Raw genomic sequence first — 18631 nt, forward strand, 5'->3', positions numbered from 1 at the left:
TGCGCTCCCACAGACGAGCGATCCCTCTTCCGCAAGGAAGAGGGATCAAAGAAGCACTTACCAGATCTTCACCCGCTGATTTTCCGGCCGCCACATCGGCTGTCCCTGCTTCACATCGAACGCCTCGTAGAAATCCGGCACATTCGACAGCGGGCCATTCACGCGCCACTTGGCGGGTGCATGCACGTCGGAGAGCAGACCGGTGCGCAGCTGTTCCTGGCGCTCCTGCGACAGCCAGCCCAACGCATAGCCCAGGAAGAATCGCTGCATCGGCGTGTAGCCGGCGATCTTCTCGCCCTTCTTGTATTGCTCGGTCTTCTTGAACGCATCGATGCCGATCATGATGCCGCCGAAGTCGGCGATGTTTTCGCCGAGGCTGGCTTCGCCGTTGATGTGCAGGCCAGGCAGCGGTTCGTAGGCATTGAACTGCTTGACCATCACGTCGGCGCGCTGCTTGAAGCGGGTGGCGTCTTCCTTGGTCCACCAGTCGACCAGGTTGCCCTTGGCGTCGTACTGGCGGCCTTCGTCGTCGAAGCCGTGGGTGATCTCGTGGCCGATGGTGGAGGCGGCGACATAGCCATACACCACCGCATCATCGATCTGGTTGTCAGCGAAGCCCGGGATCATGAACTGCGCGGCGGGCAGCACGATCTCGTTGTTGGAGGGGTTGTAGTAGGCGTTGTACGTCTGCGGGGTCATTTCCCACTCGTTGCGGTCCACCGGCTTGCCGAACTTGCTGATCATGTCTTCGGCTTGCCAGCGCGTGGCATTCATCATGTTCTGCGCGTACGAAGTGCGGCCGATGGTGAGCTTGGAGTAGTCCTTCCACTTGTCCGGGTAGCCCACCTTCTTGGTGATCGCCGCCAGCTTCTCGTGGGCCTTGGCCTTGGTGGCGGGGCTCATCCAGTCGAGCTGATCGATGCGTTCGCCGTAGGCCGTGCGGATGGCTTCCACCATCGCGTTGTAGCGCTGCTTCGAAGCCTCGGAGAAATAGTCCTTCACGTAGATGCGGCCTAGGATCATGCCGAGCGCATTGTTCTCGGCGCGCAAGGCCCGCTTCCACCGCGGCTTCTGCTGCGCTTGTCCCTTGAGCGTGCGGCCGTAGAAGTCGAAGTGCTCGTTGTCGAAATCCGCGCTGAGGTAACTGGCGTACGCGTCCACCAGGCGGGCGCGCATGTAGTCGCGCAGGACCGGCGTCGGGGTCTTGGCCAGCAATGCCTGCATGCCGCTGAAGAATTCCGGCTGGCCGACGATCACAGTACTTGCCGGCAGCTTCCAGCCCGCGAGGCGCGTGTTCCACGCAATGGCGGGCGTGTATTTGGCGGTGACGTCGGCAGGCGCCATCTTGTTGTAGTTCTTCTCCGGATCGCGCAGATCGGCGAGCGGGCGGGACACCTTGGCCAGCGCGGTTTCCAGCGCCATCACCTGCTTGGCGCTGCTGGCCGCTTCGGCGTCGCTCTTGCCCAGCATGCGGAAGGTGCGGTGCAGGTGTTCCACGTACGCGGTGCGTACCTTGGCAACGCCTTTTTCCGGGTTGAAGTAATAGTCGCGCTCCGGCAGGCCAAGACCGCCCTGCCACAAGTGCACGGCCATCACGTCGCTCTGCTTTTCATCCTGCTGCACGGAGAAGTCGAAGAACGGCCCCGCGCCCAGCAGCTGCAGCGCGAACGCTTCGTCGAGGGCGGAGTTCACATCGTGCACCGCATCGATGCGCGCCAGTTCGTCCTTCAGCGGGGTGATGCCGAGTCGGTCGGCCAGCGCCTGGTCCATCGCGATGGTCCAGAAATCACCGATTTTCTGTTCGTCGCTGCCGGGAGCCGCGCTCTTGTTGGCGGCCGCGTCCTCGCTGATCTTGCGCAGCTTGGCGTAGAGCTCGTCCTGCACCACCTGGCCGATACCCCACTGCGATTCCTCGGGCGGAATCGGATGAGCCTTGAGCCAGGCGCCGTTGGCGAATTCGAAGAAGTCATCGCCCGGCTTGACCGAAGTGTCGATGTGATCGGCGACCACGTCGGGCTTGGTCGTCGTCGGTGCCGCCGTGGTGCTGGCGGCATACGCGCTGCCGACCGAAGCGGCGGCAAGGGCCAGCACCAGCAGGCGGCGGCGCAGGGTAGGCAGAGTCGCTTTCATGCGGTGAATTCTCCAAGAGAGAGGTTTGACATGACGATGGGACGTCCAAGGCGCGCTGGCCGGCGATGCACGCCAGCAACCAGTGCGTCATGGACGTGGAAAGAATTCAGAGACCTAGCGCCAGCCGCGCGCCAAGGTCGGTCAGCGGCGACACCAGCAGCAGGCGCGCGAGGATCAGCACGATCATCACCACCCACGGCGCGAAATCCAGGCCGCCGGCGGTGAGCTTGCCGCGCAGCGGGCGCAGCAGCGGCGACACCAGGCTGCCCGCCAGTCGATAGACCGGATGGTAGGTCTCGACCTGGAACAGGCTCATCAGCGACCAGATGAAGATCAACACCACATAGAACATGGCGATGAAGTCCAGCGTGTCGGCAATCGACAGCACCAGCAGCCCCAGCACGTGCGGAAACAGGCCGAGCAAGGCAAACAGCACGATGCGCTTGACCAGCATCAGCAGCCACACGATCAGCAAGGCCGCCACATTGAGGCGGCGCCAGTTCGGCAGCAGGCGTCGGATCGGCGCCAGCACCGGGTTGGTGGTGCGGTAGACGAACTGGCTCAGCGGATTGTGGAAATCCACGCGGCTGGCTTCGGCCAGCAGCCGCAAGACGAACAGCGCCGCGGCGGCACCGAAGGCCAGCTCGACCAGGAAGGAGAGGGCGTTGACTAGGTAACTCACGATACGTTGTCCAGGGCAGCGGCCAGCTCGGCGCCACGGCGCGTGGCGGCTGCCACGGCGTGGGCGACGGTCTGGGCGAAATGATCGGCGGCGAGGCTTTCCAGGGCGGCCTGCGTGGTGCCGTTGGGCGAGGTCACCCGCTGGCGCAGCACGCCGGGGTCTTCGCCGCTCTCCACCAGCATGCGGCCGGCGCCCAGGCAGGTCTGCGCGGCCAGCGCGCGGGCGGTTTCACGCGACATGCCTTGGGCGAACGCGGCGTGTTCCAGGGCTTCCACCATCGCAAAGAAATAGGCCGGACCGGAACCGGACACCGCCGTGACGGTGTCCATCAGCGATTCGTCCTCGACCCAGCGGGTAAGGCCGACCGCATCCATGATGTGCTGCGCCTTGGCGCGTTGTTCCGGGCTGGTGCGCCGGTTGGCGAACAGCCCGGTGGCGCCCGCGCCGATCAGCGAGGGCGTGTTGGGCATGCAGCGCACGATCGCCAAGGCATGGCCGAACCAGCGTTCGAGCTGGTCGATGCGCACCCCGGCGGCGATGGAGATCAGCATCGGACGCTGGCGCACCAGGGTGTCCAGCAGTTCGGCATGGATGGCCGGCATGATCTGCGGTTTCACCGCCAGCACGAGCACGTCGGCATCCGCGGCGGCGAGGCGGTTCTCGGCATAGCTGGCAATGCCAAACTCGCGGCCCAGCTCCTGGCGCGCGTCGGCGCGGGGCTCGGCCACGGTGATCGACGAGGCGGCCACGCCGGTCTTGAGCAGGCCGCCGATCAGGCTGCGCGCCATGTTGCCGCCGCCGATGAAAGCGATACGTGTCATGCAGGGTCCTCACTAATGGGTCCGTACCTTACCGGAGCCCGGGGCCGCCCGTCCTGTGGCGGAAGTGCTCTCGGAGCCTGTTCAAAATCTCCCGGCAATCACTCCCCCTCACCGTCATCCCTGCGAAAGCAGGGATCCAGCGTCTTTGTGCACGATCAAAAGGCGCTGGATTCCCGCTTTCGCGGGAATGACGGTGAGGGGAGTGAACCTCAAGGGGAGATTTCCAGCCGCCCCCGTGGACGCCCAGTCAGACAGCAACATCCAACCTGGTCCGCAGTTTGCGGCTTACGGCCAAAGGAAAGACTGGTGGCCCGGCCCGCGCGGCGAGTAGTATCGGCCAGCAGCTTGGGAACGGGGAACGGACCTGTCGCACGGCTCGGCGCCTATGCGCCGCGTTGCCGCGTCCGGGGAAAACCGCCTCCCGCCCGGGCGTTTGCCATCCAGATGATCGGGTTCAAGGGGAAACCAGATGGATATCGCCGAACTGCTTGCCTTCTCGGTGAAGAACAAGGCCTCGGACTTGCACTTGTCCGCCGGCCTGCCGCCGATGATTCGCGTGGACGGCGACGTTCGCCGCATCAATATTCCCGCGCTCGAGCACAAGCAGGTCCACTCGCTGATCTACGACATCATGTCGGACAAGCAGCGCCGCGACTACGAAGAATTCCTCGAGGTCGACTTCTCGTTCGAGATACCCGGCCTGGCGCGCTTCCGCGTCAATGCGTTCAACCAGAATCGCGGCGCCGGCGCGGTGTTCCGTACCATTCCGTCCGAAGTGCTCACGCTGGAAGACCTGGCTGCACCCGGCGTGTTCCGTGAGTTGATCGAGCAGCCGCAGGGTTTGATCCTGGTGACCGGTCCTACCGGTTCAGGCAAGTCCACCACGCTGGCGGCGATGGTCGACCACATCAACAAGAACGAATACGGCCACATCCTCACCATCGAGGATCCGATCGAATTCGTGCATACCTCGCAAAAGTGCCTGATCAACCAGCGCGAAGTGCATCGCGACACACATGGCTTCAATGAGGCGCTGCGTTCGGCACTGCGCGAAGATCCCGACTACGTGCTGGTGGGCGAGTTGCGCGATTTGGAAACGATCCGACTGGCGCTGACCGCCGCGGAAACCGGCCACTTGGTGTTCGGCACGCTGCACACCAGTTCGGCCGCCAAGACCATCGACCGTATCATCGACGTGTTCCCCGCCGGCGAAAAGCCGATGGTGCGCTCGATGCTGTCCGAATCGCTGCGCGCGGTGATTTCGCAGTCGCTGCTGAAGAAGGTGGGCGGCGGTCGTATCGCGGCGCACGAGATCATGGTGGGCATCCCCGCGATCCGCAACCTGATCCGCGAGGACAAGGTGGCGCAGATGTACTCGTCCATCCAGACCGGTCAGCAGCACGGCATGCAGACGCTCGACCAGAACCTGCAAGACCTGGTAAAGCGCGGCCTGGTGACACGCCAGCAGGCGCTGGGTTATGCGCGTAACAAGGATATCTTCAAGGGGTAACGAGGGAAGAGGAATTAGGGAATAGTCAAAGCACGCCGGGTTATCCCGGCCTGCGCGGCTCCCGCTCTTCCCAGTGCTGTTTGCTATTCACGATTTGCGGGGGTTCCCATGAGCGACTTCGATTTCACCTCCTTCCTCAAGTTGATGGTGCACAAGAAGGCCTCCGACTTGTTCATCACGGCCGGTGTGCCGCCGTCGATGAAGGTGCAGGGACGCGTCGTGCCGATCACCCAGAGCCCGCTGTCCGCGCAGCAGTCGCGCGACATGGTGCTGAACGTGATGACGCCCTCGCAGCGCGAAGAGTTCGAAAAGACCCACGAGTGCCAGTTCGCCATTTCGGCGCAGGGCGTGGGTCGTTTCCGCGTGTCGTGCTTCTACCAGCGCAACTGCGTGGGCATGGTGCTGCGTCGCATCGAGTCGAAGATCCCGACCATCGAGGAACTCAGCCTGCCGCCGGTGATCAAGCAGCTGGCGATGACCAAGCGCGGCATCATCATCTTCGTGGGCGGTACCGGTACCGGTAAATCGACCTCGCTGGCCTCGATGATCGGCTACCGCAACGCCAACTCGACCGGCCACATCATCACCATCGAAGATCCGATCGAATACGTGCACAAGCACGAGGGCTGCATCATCACGCAGCGCGAGCTGGGCATCGATACCGACAGCTGGGACAACGCGCTGAAGAACACGCTGCGCCAGGCGCCCGACGTGATCATGATCGGCGAAGTGCGTACGCGCGAAACGATGGAACACGCGATCAACTTCTCAGAAACCGGTCACCTGTGCCTGTGCACGCTGCATGCGAACAACGCCAACCAGGCGATGGACCGCATCCTGCACTTCTTCCCGGAAGACCGCCGCTCGCAGTTGTTCATGGACTTGTCGCTCAACCTCAAGGGCGTGGTGGCGCAGCAGCTGATCCCGACTCCCGACGGCAAGGCGCGCCGCGTGGCGGTGGAAGTGCTGCTGGGTACGCCGCTGGTGCAGGATTACATCCGCCAGGGCGAGATCCACAAGCTCAAGGAAGTGATGAAGGAGTCGACCAACCTGGGCATGAAGACCTTCGACCAGAGCCTGGTCGAGCTCTATCACGCCGGCGAGATCTCCTACGAGGACGCCCTGCGTCACGCGGACAGCTCCAACGAAGTGCGCCTGCGCATCAAGCTTGCCCAGGGCGGCGATGCACACACCTTGTCGCAAGGCCTGGACGGTGTGGAGCTGGAGGAAACCAAGGACTCGCAGAACTTCGGCGGCGGCTTGCTGCACCGCTGACGCTGGCCAATCCCGAGTGAAAAAGAAGGAGCCCAAACGGGCTCCTTCTTCGTTACAGCGTCCGCTATGCGGCGCGCAGGGCTTACTTCGCGGTATCGGCGACGGTCAGGCCGCTGGCGTCGACGCTCTTCACGCCCTTCACCTTCTTGGCTACGCCTTCGACCTTGGCCTTTTCAGCCGAGCTGCTGGCCGTACCGGTGAGCGTCACCACGCCGTCCATCGTGGTCACCGAGATATCGCTGCTCTTGACGTTCTTGGTCGTCGCCAGCTCCGACTTCACCTTGGTGGTGATCCAGGTATCGGCCGTCTTGTCCGGCACCGTCTGGTTGTCCGACGACTTCTGCATGGCGTCCTGGGCGGCAACCTGTGCGACAGGCATGGCCGAGAAGGCAGCCACTAGACCGGCGGTAATCAGCGTCTTGCGGAACAGGTTGTTCATGCGCATGGGGAATCTCCTGTGATGGGGAATCGCTGTCCATAAGACAGACGGTTGCCGCTCGCCGCGGCCTCCGTGATTGCATCGAAACAGTTTCGGCATGAATCAATCATGGCTGGGAGGAGAACCCGTTCAGCACGCGATTACGCATGCCAAGGCGATGTCATGAATGTGTTGAATCCGTGTTGGCGTCACTAAGATCGTGACAGCTGTGATCTCTATCACAATGAGCTCGTGAGGAAGCGTGAGGTAGCTTTCTGCGCACTGACGCAGGCGCAAAGCTTCGCGAATCGAATGAAAAATCAGTCTGTGAACTACGTCGCCAAATCGAATATTCGCCTTGTGGAATAGACGGCTATACGGCAGATTTGCGAGGCGTAGCACACATCTGTGCTGGCTTGATTTCGGGGGGAATCATGGCCGAGTTGGAAGTTCGGGTCGTTTCCGAACGTAGGGAGGGGCTGCTGGTGGAGCTTGGCCGCGTGGTGACGGAGTACGGCCATGTGCTGCTGCGCCAGCGCCTCGTCCAGGAAGCACAAGGAGCGTGTCTCACGCTGTTGCTGCGGGGGCCGGATGACCGGCAGCTGGCACTGGAAGAGGCGCTCGGCACGCATCCACGTGTGCTCAGTTTCGAATCCCTGCGTCCGCAACTGGCACCCGTCGATGTACCCGCCTCGGCCAGCGTGACCAAACCCGCACCGATCCCGGGCATGGCCGCTGACAGTGCTGCGACGCCGGCGCCCGTGCAGGCGGCGGCGATCGCCGCCGGTGCAGACGTCGCGCGCGTAGAGCGGATGCTGCCGAATATGGCGAAGGACTATCCGCGCATTTTCCCCTGGCTGATCAACCTGGAATACGCGGTGGCGGAAGAGGCGCGCGATGCCTCGCTCTACCTCGCGGGCCGGCGTACCGGCAGCTGGGTGTTCAAGCGCGACTTCGCGCTGGGCGCCAGGTTGAGTCTGCCCGATGCGATACGCCGAATCGCGGTGCCGGCGTTGCGCGTGCTGGTGACCGTCGATCATCAGGAGCACCAGCTGCACGTGAAAGCGTGTCCGCTATGTCAGCCGGGCGGTGCGTCCGGCGGCCGTTTCTTCTGCGGTTTCATCGAGGGCCTGCTGGCCGAGTCCGTGGGCGCACGCACGGTCTTCGTGCGCGAATCCAGCTGCCACAGCCAAGGCGCGGCCATGTGCGTGTTCGATATATCCCAGTGATCCCGCCGACGGAGCATGGCGGTGATCGCAGGGCGTCCGTAGTCAACCAAGGGGAACTTCATGCAAGACATGCATCAGCATTACAACGGAGTGCTGGTCGGGTTGTCGTATGCCGTATCCGTGTTGGGATCGTTCACCGCGCTGCAGTTTGCGTTGGGCATACCGCTGGCGCAAAGCCGGCGTCAACGCTGGAGCGCCATTCTCGCTGCCGGTACGGCGATGGGTGGCGGCGCGATCTGGGCCATGCACTTCATCGCCATGATTGCCTGCAACATGGGCGTGCAGGTGGCCTACGACATTCCGTTCACGATCGCCTCGGCGCTGCTGGCGATCGTCGCGTGTTCGCTGGGCCTGGCGATCGTCGGCAGCGGCACGTTCCGCTTCATCAACCTGCTGTTTGCCGGCGTGTTGATGGGGCTGGGCGTGGCGGGCATGCACTATATCGGCATGGCGGCCATGCTCAGTTCGGCGATCGTGTCCTATGACGGGAGCATCGTGGCGCTGTCGGTGGGCATCGCCATGGTCGCGTCGATGGCGGCGCTGTGGCTGGCCTTCAACCTGCGCGGAAAACTGCAGATGCTGGGCAGCGCGCTGGTGATGGGTGTTGCCGTGTGCGGCATGCACTATACGGGCATGTCGGCGATGGAGCTGACCCAGGGTGCTACGTTGCCGGCCGGTTTCGAGCAGGGCATGCAGGGCGAACACCTGGGCCTGGTGATCTTCGTGGTGGTGGTGATCCTGCTTGCGCTGGCCCTGGGCCTGAGCATCGTGCGCCAGCAGCGTCGGGCCACGCTGTCGATCTGACTGGACTGGCGTTGCAAAAAAAAGCGGGGCGCCAGGGCGCCCCGTTTTGTCCATCGCGATGAAGCCGTTACTTCAGTTCGGTCTGGCTGGTGATGACGAGCCCACTGCTTTCCACGTGCACTTCGCCATTGAGCGACTTGATGCGTGCGGCTTGCGCCTGCATGGATTCGAACTGCGCCTTGGAGCGCTCGGCGGCCGCCTTGGCCGTCACCTGAGCTTGCGGATCATCCGATTGCGAGGCAGCCGTGATCTCGGCGATATGCTCGGCCTTCTGCGCCATCGCCTTTACCCAGGCCTGGTACATCTCGCCGCTCAGGCTGAGTCGGCCCATGCGACCGGCGTCGCCGCTGGCGGCATTGAGCAGCTCACCCAGCTTCACGTCTTCGCCCTGGCCCACGGCAATGGCGAGCGCCTTGGGACCCATCGCGGCCCACACGGGTGCGCCGAGCGGTGCCGTCAGTTCGGGCGGCAGCGCCACCGGCTTGCCGTCGGTCGTCAGCTTCACCTGCTGCAGGCCGGAAGCGGCCATCTGCGCCATGGCGAGCAGGCCAGCCGGATTGGAGGTACCGATCAGGATGCGGCCGCTGAACTTCGGCATGGCGTCGCTGCCACCGGGTTCGAAACTGTCGAGCGCCACGCGCAGGCCGAGCAGATCGCCGATCGGCGGCACCGCTGCCTGCTGCGTCATCAGGCCGATCTTGGCGAAGCCTTCGTTGAGCTCGGTCAGCGAGGGGCAGGTGAACGGCTTGGCGGCCACGGCTTCGGCCTGTGCGCCCCAGAAGCTGCGCAGCTGGACGATCGGCACGGCGAGGCTGATGTCGAACGGCGCGGTGCCGGCGGCGCCAAGGCCCGGCAGTTCCACCTTGAGGCCGCTGAAGGCCTTGGTGACGTCGTCGGCCAGAGCCACATCCCAGCGGATGTTCTGGTGCTTTTCGTCGAGCTTGGTGTAACCGAAGCTCACCGACGGCACCCGCGAGGCGATGCGCACGGCTTCGCTTTCGCAGGCCGGCGACACCTTCAGCTGATTGGACACCGGCTCGCCCGTCTTGGCCGATTCGGCCTCGGCGTGGGCCTTGATCAAGGTATTGAACAGCGGATCCTTGCCGCTGGCCGCGAGCGGCAGCAGACGGGCCAGATCAACCTGGCCGATGGCCCACGGCTGGTAGTCCTTCGCCTTGGCAAGCTTCTCGAGGCGACCGTCGTCCTGCAGATTCTTTTCCGGACGATCCAGGCCGAAGGCCAGGCGCAGCGTGGCCTCGGGCGCATCCGCCGGCAGGATCGCGGCGACCGCCTGCTTGCCGACTTCGGCCATCACGACCTGCAGGCCGCTATCGGCGGTGACATGCTTGCGATAGCTCAGGCCACCGACGGTGGCGGTGTCGAACGGCTTGCCGTAGGCCGCCTCAAGGCGAGCCACGAAGGCATCGAAAGCCTTCGGGTCGACCAGCTCGAAGCGCGCCACCGGCGAGAGGCCCAGACCGTACACGGCCGAGCGACCCTTGATGTTGAGGCCCGCATTCTGCGCGAACGCCTCGATGCTCTTGCCATCCAGCTCGGCAATCAGCGCCTTCAGCAGACGGGACAGGTCGGGGTCTTTTTCCGCCATTTCGTCCGCAGCGGAGCGCAGCTGGACCAGTTCCGACGGCAGCTGGGCATCGGCCTGGGCGAGCATCGCCTTGCGCGTGTCGTCGTCGAGCACGTCGAGGTTGGCCACCACGTACGGCGTATCGGCCGGTACGAAGGCCAGCGGGGCGTCCTTGTCCTTGTGATGGCATGCCGCCAGCAGGACACCGGCGAGGCTAAGCGCGGCTATGCGCGTCGTCGATCGCATGTCTAATCCCTTGAGTGAAGTGGTATTGCGCCGCGCATTATGCCTGTATTCGCGGCCTATCGCGGTGAGCCGGGCCGTGGCAGGGCGCCTGGTGCGGGCTTAGCGACCCAGCACCTCGGCCAGCACCGCCATGCGCACGAACACCCCGTTGCCGACCTGCTCGAGGATGCGCGACTGCGGGCCGTCGGCCACTTCCGGGGCGATCTCGATGCCGCGGTTGAGCGGGCCCGGGTGCATCACCAGGGCGGCCTTGGCGGCGCGGGCGAGGCGGCGGTTGTCCAAGCCGTAGCGGTGGAAGTAGGCCGCTTCGTCGGGCAGGTCGGTCACCGCCATGCGCTCCTTCTGCAGGCGCAGCATGATGACCACGTCGGCACCCTCGATGGCGGCATCGAAGTCGTCGGTGATCACGCAGCCCGGGAATTCAGACTCTTCCGGCATCAGTGCATTGGGCGAGCACAGGCGGATCTCTTTCACGCCCATCGCCTTGAGCGCATGGACGTCCGAACGCGCCACGCGCGAGTGCTTCACGTCGCCGCAGATCACCACGGTGAGCTGCCTGAAATCCGGCCGGTGCTGGCGGATGGTCAGGACATCGAGCAGGCCCTGGGTGGGATGCGCGCGATTGCCGTCGCCGGCGTTGATCACCGACACGCCGCTCATCGCGTGACGCACCAGTTCCTCCGGCGTACCGGAGATCTTGTGGCGCACGACGATGGCATCCAGGTGCATCGCCTCCAGCGTGTGCAGCGTGTCGAACAGCGCCTCACCCTTGCTGGTGGAAGAAAAACCGATGTCGAAGTTGATCACGTCGGCGCTGAGGCGGCGCGCGGCCAGTTCGAATGAGGTGCGCGTGCGCGTGGACGGCTCGAAGAACAGATTGAGGATGGTGCGGCCCGACAGCAGGTCGAGCTTGCGCGTGCCGTGCGCGCAGCCCTCGCGCATGGACTCGGCGCGATCGAGCAGGCGCTCGATGGTCTCGCGGGGCAGGTGTTCCAGGGTGGTGAGGTGGCGCAAGCGAGAGCTCATGGCGGGCGGAAGTCCGTTCTTAGGGTCCGGTGGTGTCGGAAGTAGCCAGCCAGCGCTCAAGGATCACGGCGGCGGCTTCGGCATCGATCGTGGCAGCATCGCGCTTTTTCTTCAGGCCCGCAGCACGGGCGCTGGCGAAGCGCTGCGCCGCTTCCTGCGAACTGTAGCGCTCATCGGTGAGTTGCACCGGCAGGTTGTAGCGTTGACCAAGCTTGTCGGCAAAGCGGCGGGCGCCCTTGCTGGCGGGCTGCTCCTCGCCATCGAGCGTGAGCGGCAGGCCGACCACCAGAGTCTCGGGCAGCCATTCCTTGCGCAGTGCGTCGAGCGCCGGCCAGTCGGGCTCGCCCTCGCGGACCGGGACGGCGGCCAGTCCACGCGCGCTTCCGGTGAATCGATTGCCGACGGCCACGCCGATCAGGCGACTGCCGTAGTCGAAACCAAACACACAGCTCATGCGTGTCCCGCGTAGCCTGGCAACTGCAGCGGGTCGACCCCGACCAGGCCTGCGGCAGCGCTCCAGCGCTCTTCGAGCGGCGTATGGAAGATCACGCGCTCGCTCGCTTCGACGGTCAGCCAGGTGTTGTCCTTCAGTTCCTGCTCCAACTGGCCCGCGCTCCAGCCGGCATAGCCCAGCGCCATCATGGCCAGGCGCGGGCCTTCGCCATGCGCCATGGCGACCAGGATGTCGCGCGAGGTCGTCACCGACCATTCGTCGTTGATGCGATAGCTCGATTCCCAATGGCCCGGTTCGCGATGCAGCACGAAGCCGCGCTCCTGCTGCACCGGTCCGCCGATCAGCACGGGCGCATCGGCGAGCTCGAGGTCGCTGCATTCGAGTTTCATCTGGGTGAGCACATCGCCCAGGCGGTATTCGGAGAGCTGGTTCACCAGCAGTCCGACCGCACCGTCTTCATCGTGCTGGCAGATGAAAGCCACGCCGCGCGAAAACGGCGGCTCAGCCAGACTGGGCATGGCGATCAGGAACTGACCGGCGAGAGACTGCGGGCTGGATAGTGGGGAAGCCATGGCCGCATTGTATGCCCTCCATGCGCCGGGCGTCCGCAGCCATGTGCGGGGCCTTGGCGTTCACCCGCTCCTCACTCAGCGGCTGTGCAGCGTGTCGTTGGGCATGAACTGCCAGGTGCGCGTGATGTTCAGCTCGTCGATGCGCTCTTTGTCCGCCGGCAGCGAGGGAAACGGCGCGGCGAGGCGCACGATGCGTTGCGCAGCGGCGTCGAGCAGCGGCTGGCCCGAGCTTTGCACGACCTCGATGCCCTTCACCGAGCCATCGCGATTGAGCGTCACCGTCAGCAGCACGTCGCCGTGCAGGCCGCGGCGGCGCGCCTCGTTGGGATAGTTGATATTGCCCACGCGCTCCACACGGTCCACCCAGCCGCGCATGTAAGCGGCGTAGGCGTATTCCTTGGTGTTGGACGAGATGAATTTCTTCTTGGGCCGCTTGGCGTATTGCTCGCTGCGGTCGCGCACTTCGGCGGCAAGCTGCGCCATTTCCTGGCGCCGCTTGATGTCGGACGGCGACTCGGGAAGGTCCTGCGGCGTCTGCTCGAGCTTGGCGCTGTTGGTGCTGACGCTGTAATGGCTATTGCCCGTGGTGGTCAGCAGTTTGTCGTCGGTCGCTTCCTGCGGGCGCGGCGCGCTCGCTTCGATCGGCTGCGGCGCCACCCCTTGCGAGGGACGGGGCAGGGCGCCGGACACCAGTTGCGACGGGCGCGCGGCCTTGTCGCTCTCGCCGCCACCGCTGTTGTTGGCCTGCGCCAGGAAGTCGGCCTTGTCGGGCGCTTCGCGATTGGCCACGTCGACCAGGGTCACGTCCAGGGTCGGCAGGCTGGGCTTGGCCTTCACATAGGTGAAGGTGATCCCCAGGATCACCACGCCGTGCAGCAATAGCGAGAAAAGCATCGTGGCGCCGAACATGTCGGCGCCGGTGCGGACAGCAGGTTGGCTCACGCGGCGCGGGTCTCGAGTCGGTTTCGCTCAATCACATCGAAGAGCTGGCCGGCAATATTAAGCCCGAATTGTGCGTCCAGTTCGCGCACACACGTCGGTGATGTGACGTTGATCTCGGTGAGGTAGTCGCCGATCACGTCCAGGCCCACGAACAGTAGGCCGCGGCGGCGCAGTTCCGGCGCCACCTGGGACACGATCCAGCGGTCGCGGTCGGACAGCGGCACGCCCACGCCGCGACCGCCGGCGGCAAGATTGCCGCGGAAGTCGCTGCCCTGCGGGATGCGCGCCAGCGCGTACGGCACCGGCTCGCCGTCGACGACCAGGATGCGCTTGTCGCCCGAGGTGATCTCGGGGATGAATTTCTGCGCCATGGTGAACTGCTTGTGCTCGCCCTTGGGGCCCGCCGCGATCAGCGTTTCCAGCATGGAGTTCAAGTTGCTGTCGCCGGCCTTCACGCGGAAGATGCCGCGCCCGCCCATGCCGTCCAGCGGCTTGAGCACGATTTCGCCGTGCTCGGCGGCGAAGGCGCGCAGCTCGGCGGCGTCGCGGGTCACCAGGGTCGGGGCCATGCACTGCGGAAAATGCATCGCAAAAAGTTTCTCGTTGCAGTCGCGCAGCGCCGGCGGGCGGTTGACCACGGTCACCCCGGCGCGCTCGGCCAGCTCGGCCACCATGGTGTCGTAGATGAACTGCGGGTCCACCGGCGGATCCTTGCGCATCAGCACCACGTCCATCTCGCGCAGGTCGCGCCACTGGGGCTCGCCGAGCATGAACCAGCCAGTCGCGTCGTCGCGCACGGACAACGGCGCCAGCCGCGCCCAGGGCTCGCCGCTGCGCGCGGCCAGGTCGCCCTGTTCCATGTAGAACAGGCTGTGGCCGCGCCGCTGGGCCTCCAGCAGCATGGCAAACGTGGTGTCCTTGGCGATCTTGATCGAGCCGATCGGGTCCATCAGCACGGCGACCTTGAGGGTCATCGTCATTCTCCGGTAGTAGTGCGTGTTCACCATTCGCGACCGGCGTGCCCGCCGGGCGAAAGCATGGCAGTGTATGTCGTCCGAGGCGGAGATTGCGTTGATCGATCCAACGATCAAGTGGTCCGCCAAAGGCGCAGGAAAGTCCGGATTGTCCCCAAAGGGAAACATTGCCGATCGGCCCCTCGATCGGCTCCCGAGGCAGGCAAACCGTTCGATTCAATGACGTAGCCCGCTTAACTTAAGAAATCAGCTTGACGTTAGGTCAGGCAGGCGGTAAACAGCTACGCACGAGTGCCTGCCGGCTGAATGGTTGCCGTACGTCCTCACGGACGTGCGGGTTTGTTTCTCAAACATGGGACCGCTAGCCCATCGGTTGGCGGTCGCAGGATTTACCTGAGCCAGGGGCGGGTCGCAGGGGGGTGTTGTGAACTTGAACATTAATGGAAATGGCTTGGCCGGCCTCAAGGTCATGGTTATCGACGACTCGAAAACCATCCGTCGAACCGCCGAAACCTTGCTCAAGAAAGAAGGTTGCGACGTGCTTACGGCGGTGGACGGCTTCGAGGCGCTTGCCAAGATCTCCGACCAGAAGCCCGCGATCATCTTCGTCGACATCATGATGCCGCGGCTTGACGGCTATCAGACGTGCGCGCTGATCAAAAACAATCCGCAGTTCCGCGGCACGCCCGTGATCATGCTCAGCTCGAAGGACGGCCTGTTCGACAAGGCCCGCGGGCGAATCGTGGGCGCGGAACAATATCTGACCAAGCCGTTCACGCGCGACGAACTGCTGGGTGCAATCCATCGACATGTCGTTACGGTTTAAGTCGGACGACTACAGGGTCTGAGGGGGGCCTGTGGCCAATATTCTCATCATCGACGATTCGCCGACCGACGTGCGCGTGTTCACCACGCTGCTCGAACGCGCCGGCTATCAGGTTGATTCCATCGGCAACGCCGAAGACGGCATCGAGCGCGTACGCGAGCAGAAGCCGGATCTGGTCATCATGGACGTCATCATGCCCGGCATGAACGGCTTCCAGGCCACCCGCACGCTCACGCGCGATCCGATGACCTCCAATATCCCGATCGTGATGATCACCACCAAGTCCATGGAGACCGACCGGGTCTGGGGGCTGCGCCAGGGTGCGCGTGCCTTCATCACCAAGCCGGTCAACGAGAAGGACCTGCTGGCATGCATCAACGATCTGCTGCCGAACGCCGCATGAGGCACGCATGAGCCAGACCGCCTCGCTCTCGCCGTTCGAAATCCTTGCCCGGTATGAGCGCCTCTCGCTGGCGCATGCCTCCGGTACGCCGGAAAGCCTGGAGGCTCCTGGTCTCTGGCGCGGCATCGGCTATCGCGCCGGCAGCCGCCTGTTCGTCAGCGGCATCGACGAGATCAGCGAACTGCTGGCGGTTCCTTCGCTGACCCCGGTGCCGGGCACGCAGCCCTGGCTGATGGGCGTGGCGAACGTGCGCGGCAACCTGGTGCCGGTGATCGATCTGGCACGTTTCCTGTTTGGCGAACGCACGCTGTCCACCGAACGCACGCGACTCCTCGTCGTGCGCCAGGGTGCGGGCAGTGTGGCGCTGATGGTGGATGAAGTCTTCGGGCAGCGCACGGTCGACGCCGAACAGCGTCGCCAGGCCGAGCAGGAGGACGATCCGCGTCTGGCACGTTTCGTGGATGATCGTGTAGGCGATTCGCGACTGGCTGTGTTCAGTATGGGCAAGCTGGTTCGTGCGCCGGACTTCCGTCAGGCTGCGGCCTGACGCGCAAGCGTTGAACCACAAGTAGGACCGGCGCTGCTCAAGGCCGGAATCAGGGCGATGATCCGACGCCTTCGCCGGCATGGGCGGCGAGGCGTAGAAGGGCGAGGTGAACGAAATGAGCACTACAGGGGGCATGGGCAAAGAGCGGGGCTATACAGGCCTCATCATTGCGCTGGTCATTGCGTTCGGTTTCACGGGTGTCGACTTCGCCATGCTTACCTTGCGTGGCCGCGAAGATACACAGGCGACGGGTCTCACCACCCAGATCCAGGTGTTGTCGCAGCAGACGGCAAAGCTTGCCCTAGAAGCCGCGGACGGTAACGTCGATTCCTTCAAGGAACTCGAAACAAACCGCAACACCATCGATGCCGCCGTGCAGCGCCTCAACAAGGGCGATGAAAAGAGCGGCATGAAGCCTTATGCCGACGGCAACGCGACGCCGGCCGGCCGTGCCGTCGGCGCCCTGACCAACGCCTGGGGCCAGCTCGACGCCGACATCGGCAAGATCCTGTCGAACAAGGCGCTGGTGGTGGACTCCTCGCAGCGCGCGCTCACCCTGGGCCGCGAACTGCCGGTGCTGAACTCCAGCATGGAGCAGGTGGTGAACATCCTGCAGCAGCGCGGCGGTAGCGCGGAGCAGACGTACACCTCCGCTCGCCAGATGCTGCTGGCCGACCGTATGACTCGCCGAGTGCAGGAAGTGCTACAGGGCGGCGACGCCTCGCAGCCCGCCGCCGACGGCCTGGCCCGCGACGGCCAGCTCTACGGCGCGGTGCTCAAGGGTCTGCTCGAAGGTAATACCGAAGTGGGTGTGCGCTCGATGGGCGACACCAACGCACGCAAGATCCTCACCGACATGCAGGCCCAATGGGACAACCTGCAGGATCCCGTCGGCAAGCTGGTCAGCGCGGCAGGCAACCTCAGCGACGTGAAGCGCGCCGGCAACCAGGCCTCGCTCGACTCGCAAAATGTACTGCTGCGCGCCAACGAGCTGGCCGATCAGATCGGCAAGCTGCCGACCCGCCGCCTGTTCCCGAACCTGTGGTGGGGCGTGCTCGGCGCCATCGGCGCGGCCGCCTTCCTGGCCGTGCTTATCGTGCAGTTGATTTCCGACCAGCGTCGCCGCTTCCAGGAGTCGACCGAACTCAACCAGCGTAACCAGGAGGCCATCATGCGCCTGCTGGACGAAATGGGTTCGCTCGCCGAAGGTGACCTGACCGTCAAGACCACCGTGACCGAAGACATCACGGGCGCGATCGCCGACTCGGTGAACTACGCCATCGACGAGCTGCGCACCCTGGTGACGACGATTAACGAAACCTCGGAGCAGGTGTCGTCCTCGGCGCAGGAAACGCAGACCACCGCGCGCCACCTGGCCGAATCGGCACAGAACCAGGCGCAGCGCATCAGCACGGCGACCACCGCGATCAACCAGATCGCCAGCCTGATGGATACGGTGTCCAAGGACTCCGCCGAATCGGCCGACGTGGCCGAACGCTCGGTGAAAATCGCTTCGCGCGGCGCCGAAGTGGTGCGCGAAACGATCTCGGGCATGGACTCAATCCGCGACCAGATCCAGGAAACCTCCAAGCGTATCAAGCGCCTGGGCGAGTCGTCGCAGGAAATCGGCTCGATCGTGGAACTGATCAACGATATTGCCGAGCAGACCAACATCCTCGCTCTGAACGCCGCCATCCAGGCAGCGTCAGCCGGTGAAGCCGGTCGCGGTTTCGCGGTGGTGGCGGACGAAGTGCAGCGCCTCGCCGAACGTTCGGCGAGCGCGACGAAGCGAATCGAAACGCTGGTGCAGACCATTCAGTCCGATACCAACGAAGCGGTGAACTCGATGGAACAGACCACCGCGGAAGTGGTGGCCGGTGCCCGACTCGCGGAAGACGCGGGTAGCGCGCTGGGTGACATCGAGCGCGTGTCGCATGACTTGTCGGCGCTGATTCAAAACATCTCCACCCAGGCGCGCCAACAGTCCACCGCGGCATCGGACATCTCGGTTTCCATGAATGCGATTCAGGAAATCACCTCGCAGACCTCGCAGGGCGCAAGCCAGACGGCCGACTCGATCGGTTACCTGGCCCAGCTGGCGAGTGACCTGCGGCGCTCGGTGGCGCACTTTAAGCTGCCGGGTTGACACAAAACGTTTTTCACGGGGGGCAACCTCGCGGTTGCGTG

Annotated in this window: 18 protein-coding genes; 8 read left to right on the forward strand and 10 right to left on the reverse strand. The window is 64.4% G+C overall.

From position 1 onward, the window contains the following. Positions 1 to 57: 57 nt before the first annotated feature. The 3 genes from AC1DMY_RS01590 to proC form a co-directional block, all read right to left on the reverse strand. The gene (locus tag AC1DMY_RS01590) at positions 58 to 2130 is read right to left on the reverse strand and encodes a M13 family metallopeptidase (RefSeq protein WP_477163292.1); all 2073 of its coding nucleotides are present in this window, start codon (positions 2128 to 2130) and stop codon (positions 58 to 60) included. A gap of 106 nt (positions 2131 to 2236) precedes the next feature. After that, on the reverse strand, positions 2237 to 2812 hold the full coding sequence (locus tag AC1DMY_RS01595; protein WP_477163293.1) for a YggT family protein: 576 nt from the start codon (positions 2810 to 2812) through the stop codon (positions 2237 to 2239). Then, positions 2809 to 3633, reverse strand: coding sequence for a pyrroline-5-carboxylate reductase (gene proC / locus AC1DMY_RS01600; protein WP_477163294.1), 825 nt, complete (start codon positions 3631 to 3633; stop codon positions 2809 to 2811). Before proC ends, AC1DMY_RS01595 begins: the two co-directional genes overlap by 4 nt. A 469-nt stretch (positions 3634 to 4102) precedes the next feature. On the opposite strand from proC, the gene AC1DMY_RS01605 reads away from it, so the two are divergent. Both AC1DMY_RS01605 and AC1DMY_RS01610 read left to right on the forward strand, forming a co-directional pair. Beyond that, positions 4103 to 5143, forward strand: a complete 1041-nt coding sequence (locus AC1DMY_RS01605) for a type IV pilus twitching motility protein PilT (RefSeq protein ID WP_477163295.1) — start codon at positions 4103 to 4105, stop codon at positions 5141 to 5143. Between the two features lie 108 nt (positions 5144 to 5251). After that, positions 5252 to 6418: a PilT/PilU family type 4a pilus ATPase gene (locus AC1DMY_RS01610; RefSeq protein WP_046970393.1), complete on the forward strand. Its 1167-nt coding sequence runs from the start codon at positions 5252 to 5254 to the stop codon at positions 6416 to 6418. 82 nt (positions 6419 to 6500) lie between these two features. On the opposite strand, the gene AC1DMY_RS01615 is transcribed toward AC1DMY_RS01610, so the two are convergent. Next, entirely contained in the window at positions 6501 to 6863 is a 363-nt protein-coding gene (locus tag AC1DMY_RS01615) for a BON domain-containing protein (RefSeq protein WP_477163296.1), read from the reverse strand. Positions 6864 to 7270: 407 nt separating this feature from the next. Here AC1DMY_RS01615 and AC1DMY_RS01620 point away from each other — a divergent pair, with 407 nt between their 5' ends. Beyond that, a complete protein-coding gene (locus tag AC1DMY_RS01620; protein ID WP_477163297.1) occupies positions 7271 to 8065 on the forward strand; it encodes a hypothetical protein in 795 nt (264 codons plus the stop codon). Positions 8066 to 8125: 60 nt separating this feature from the next. Next, positions 8126 to 8869 (forward strand): MHYT domain-containing protein, encoded by a 744-nt coding sequence (locus tag AC1DMY_RS01625; protein WP_477163298.1) that lies wholly within the window; start codon positions 8126 to 8128, stop codon positions 8867 to 8869. Positions 8870 to 8936: 67 nt separating this feature from the next. Here the strand turns inward: AC1DMY_RS01625 and AC1DMY_RS01630 are convergent, their stop codons facing one another. From AC1DMY_RS01630 to gshB, 6 genes are all read right to left on the reverse strand, one after another. Further along, a complete protein-coding gene (locus AC1DMY_RS01630; protein WP_477163299.1) occupies positions 8937 to 10700 on the reverse strand; it encodes a hypothetical protein in 1764 nt (587 codons plus the stop codon). A gap of 99 nt (positions 10701 to 10799) precedes the next feature. Beyond that, positions 10800 to 11726 carry an aspartate carbamoyltransferase catalytic subunit gene (locus AC1DMY_RS01635; RefSeq protein WP_477163300.1) on the reverse strand — a complete coding sequence of 309 codons (927 nt, stop codon included), beginning with the start codon at positions 11724 to 11726 and terminating at the stop codon, positions 10800 to 10802. 19 nt (positions 11727 to 11745) lie between these two features. Beyond that, the gene (gene ruvX, locus AC1DMY_RS01640) at positions 11746 to 12180 is read right to left on the reverse strand and encodes a Holliday junction resolvase RuvX (RefSeq protein ID WP_477163301.1); all 435 of its coding nucleotides are present in this window, start codon (positions 12178 to 12180) and stop codon (positions 11746 to 11748) included. Then, positions 12177 to 12752, reverse strand: coding sequence for a YqgE/AlgH family protein (locus AC1DMY_RS01645; RefSeq protein ID WP_046970387.1), 576 nt, complete (start codon positions 12750 to 12752; stop codon positions 12177 to 12179). The genes ruvX and AC1DMY_RS01645 overlap by 4 nt, the downstream gene beginning before the upstream one ends. A 75-nt stretch (positions 12753 to 12827) precedes the next feature. Further along, positions 12828 to 13694, reverse strand: coding sequence for an energy transducer TonB (locus tag AC1DMY_RS01650; RefSeq protein ID WP_441602512.1), 867 nt, complete (start codon positions 13692 to 13694; stop codon positions 12828 to 12830). Continuing rightward, complete coding sequence (gshB, locus tag AC1DMY_RS01655) at positions 13691 to 14668, reverse strand: glutathione synthase (RefSeq protein ID WP_477163302.1); 978 nt, start codon at positions 14666 to 14668, stop codon at positions 13691 to 13693. Before gshB ends, AC1DMY_RS01650 begins: the two co-directional genes overlap by 4 nt. Positions 14669 to 15137: 469 nt before the next feature. On the opposite strand from gshB, the gene AC1DMY_RS01660 reads away from it, so the two are divergent. The 4 genes from AC1DMY_RS01660 (at position 15138) to AC1DMY_RS01675 (ending at position 18590) form a co-directional block, all read left to right on the forward strand. Then, positions 15138 to 15494: a response regulator gene (locus AC1DMY_RS01660; protein ID WP_019464684.1), complete on the forward strand. Its 357-nt coding sequence runs from the start codon at positions 15138 to 15140 to the stop codon at positions 15492 to 15494. A 31-nt stretch (positions 15495 to 15525) separates the two neighbouring features. After that, positions 15526 to 15897, forward strand: coding sequence for a response regulator (locus AC1DMY_RS01665; protein ID WP_046970385.1), 372 nt, complete (start codon positions 15526 to 15528; stop codon positions 15895 to 15897). A 7-nt stretch (positions 15898 to 15904) separates the two neighbouring features. After that, positions 15905 to 16444: a chemotaxis protein CheW gene (locus AC1DMY_RS01670; RefSeq protein WP_477163303.1), complete on the forward strand. Its 540-nt coding sequence runs from the start codon at positions 15905 to 15907 to the stop codon at positions 16442 to 16444. Between the two features lie 115 nt (positions 16445 to 16559). Next, complete coding sequence (locus tag AC1DMY_RS01675) at positions 16560 to 18590, forward strand: methyl-accepting chemotaxis protein (RefSeq protein WP_477163304.1); 2031 nt, start codon at positions 16560 to 16562, stop codon at positions 18588 to 18590. Positions 18591 to 18631: the final 41 nt, after the last annotated feature.

This window comes from Dyella sp. 01L423, assembly GCF_056399945.1.

Coding starts and splice junctions, on each gene's coding strand:
- ruvX (WP_477163301.1), bottom strand. CDS start 12,180: ATGAGCTGTGTGTTTGGTTTCGACTACGGCAGTCGCCTGATCGGCGTG.
- AC1DMY_RS01590 (WP_477163292.1), bottom strand. CDS start 2,130: ATGAAAGCGACTCTGCCTACCCTGCGCCGCCGCCTGCTGGTGCTGGCC.
- AC1DMY_RS01625 (WP_477163298.1), top strand. CDS start 8,126: ATGCAAGACATGCATCAGCATTACAACGGAGTGCTGGTCGGGTTGTCG.
- AC1DMY_RS01635 (WP_477163300.1), bottom strand. CDS start 11,726: ATGAGCTCTCGCTTGCGCCACCTCACCACCCTGGAACACCTGCCCCGC.
- AC1DMY_RS01645 (WP_046970387.1), bottom strand. CDS start 12,752: ATGGCTTCCCCACTATCCAGCCCGCAGTCTCTCGCCGGTCAGTTCCTG.
- AC1DMY_RS01670 (WP_477163303.1), top strand. CDS start 15,905: ATGAGCCAGACCGCCTCGCTCTCGCCGTTCGAAATCCTTGCCCGGTAT.
- AC1DMY_RS01615 (WP_477163296.1), bottom strand. CDS start 6,863: ATGCGCATGAACAACCTGTTCCGCAAGACGCTGATTACCGCCGGTCTA.
- AC1DMY_RS01610 (WP_046970393.1), top strand. CDS start 5,252: ATGAGCGACTTCGATTTCACCTCCTTCCTCAAGTTGATGGTGCACAAG.
- AC1DMY_RS01660 (WP_019464684.1), top strand. CDS start 15,138: ATGGTTATCGACGACTCGAAAACCATCCGTCGAACCGCCGAAACCTTG.
- AC1DMY_RS01620 (WP_477163297.1), top strand. CDS start 7,271: ATGGCCGAGTTGGAAGTTCGGGTCGTTTCCGAACGTAGGGAGGGGCTG.
- gshB (WP_477163302.1), bottom strand. CDS start 14,668: ATGACCCTCAAGGTCGCCGTGCTGATGGACCCGATCGGCTCGATCAAG.
- AC1DMY_RS01630 (WP_477163299.1), bottom strand. CDS start 10,700: ATGCGATCGACGACGCGCATAGCCGCGCTTAGCCTCGCCGGTGTCCTG.
- proC (WP_477163294.1), bottom strand. CDS start 3,633: ATGACACGTATCGCTTTCATCGGCGGCGGCAACATGGCGCGCAGCCTG.
- AC1DMY_RS01605 (WP_477163295.1), top strand. CDS start 4,103: ATGGATATCGCCGAACTGCTTGCCTTCTCGGTGAAGAACAAGGCCTCG.
- AC1DMY_RS01675 (WP_477163304.1), top strand. CDS start 16,560: ATGAGCACTACAGGGGGCATGGGCAAAGAGCGGGGCTATACAGGCCTC.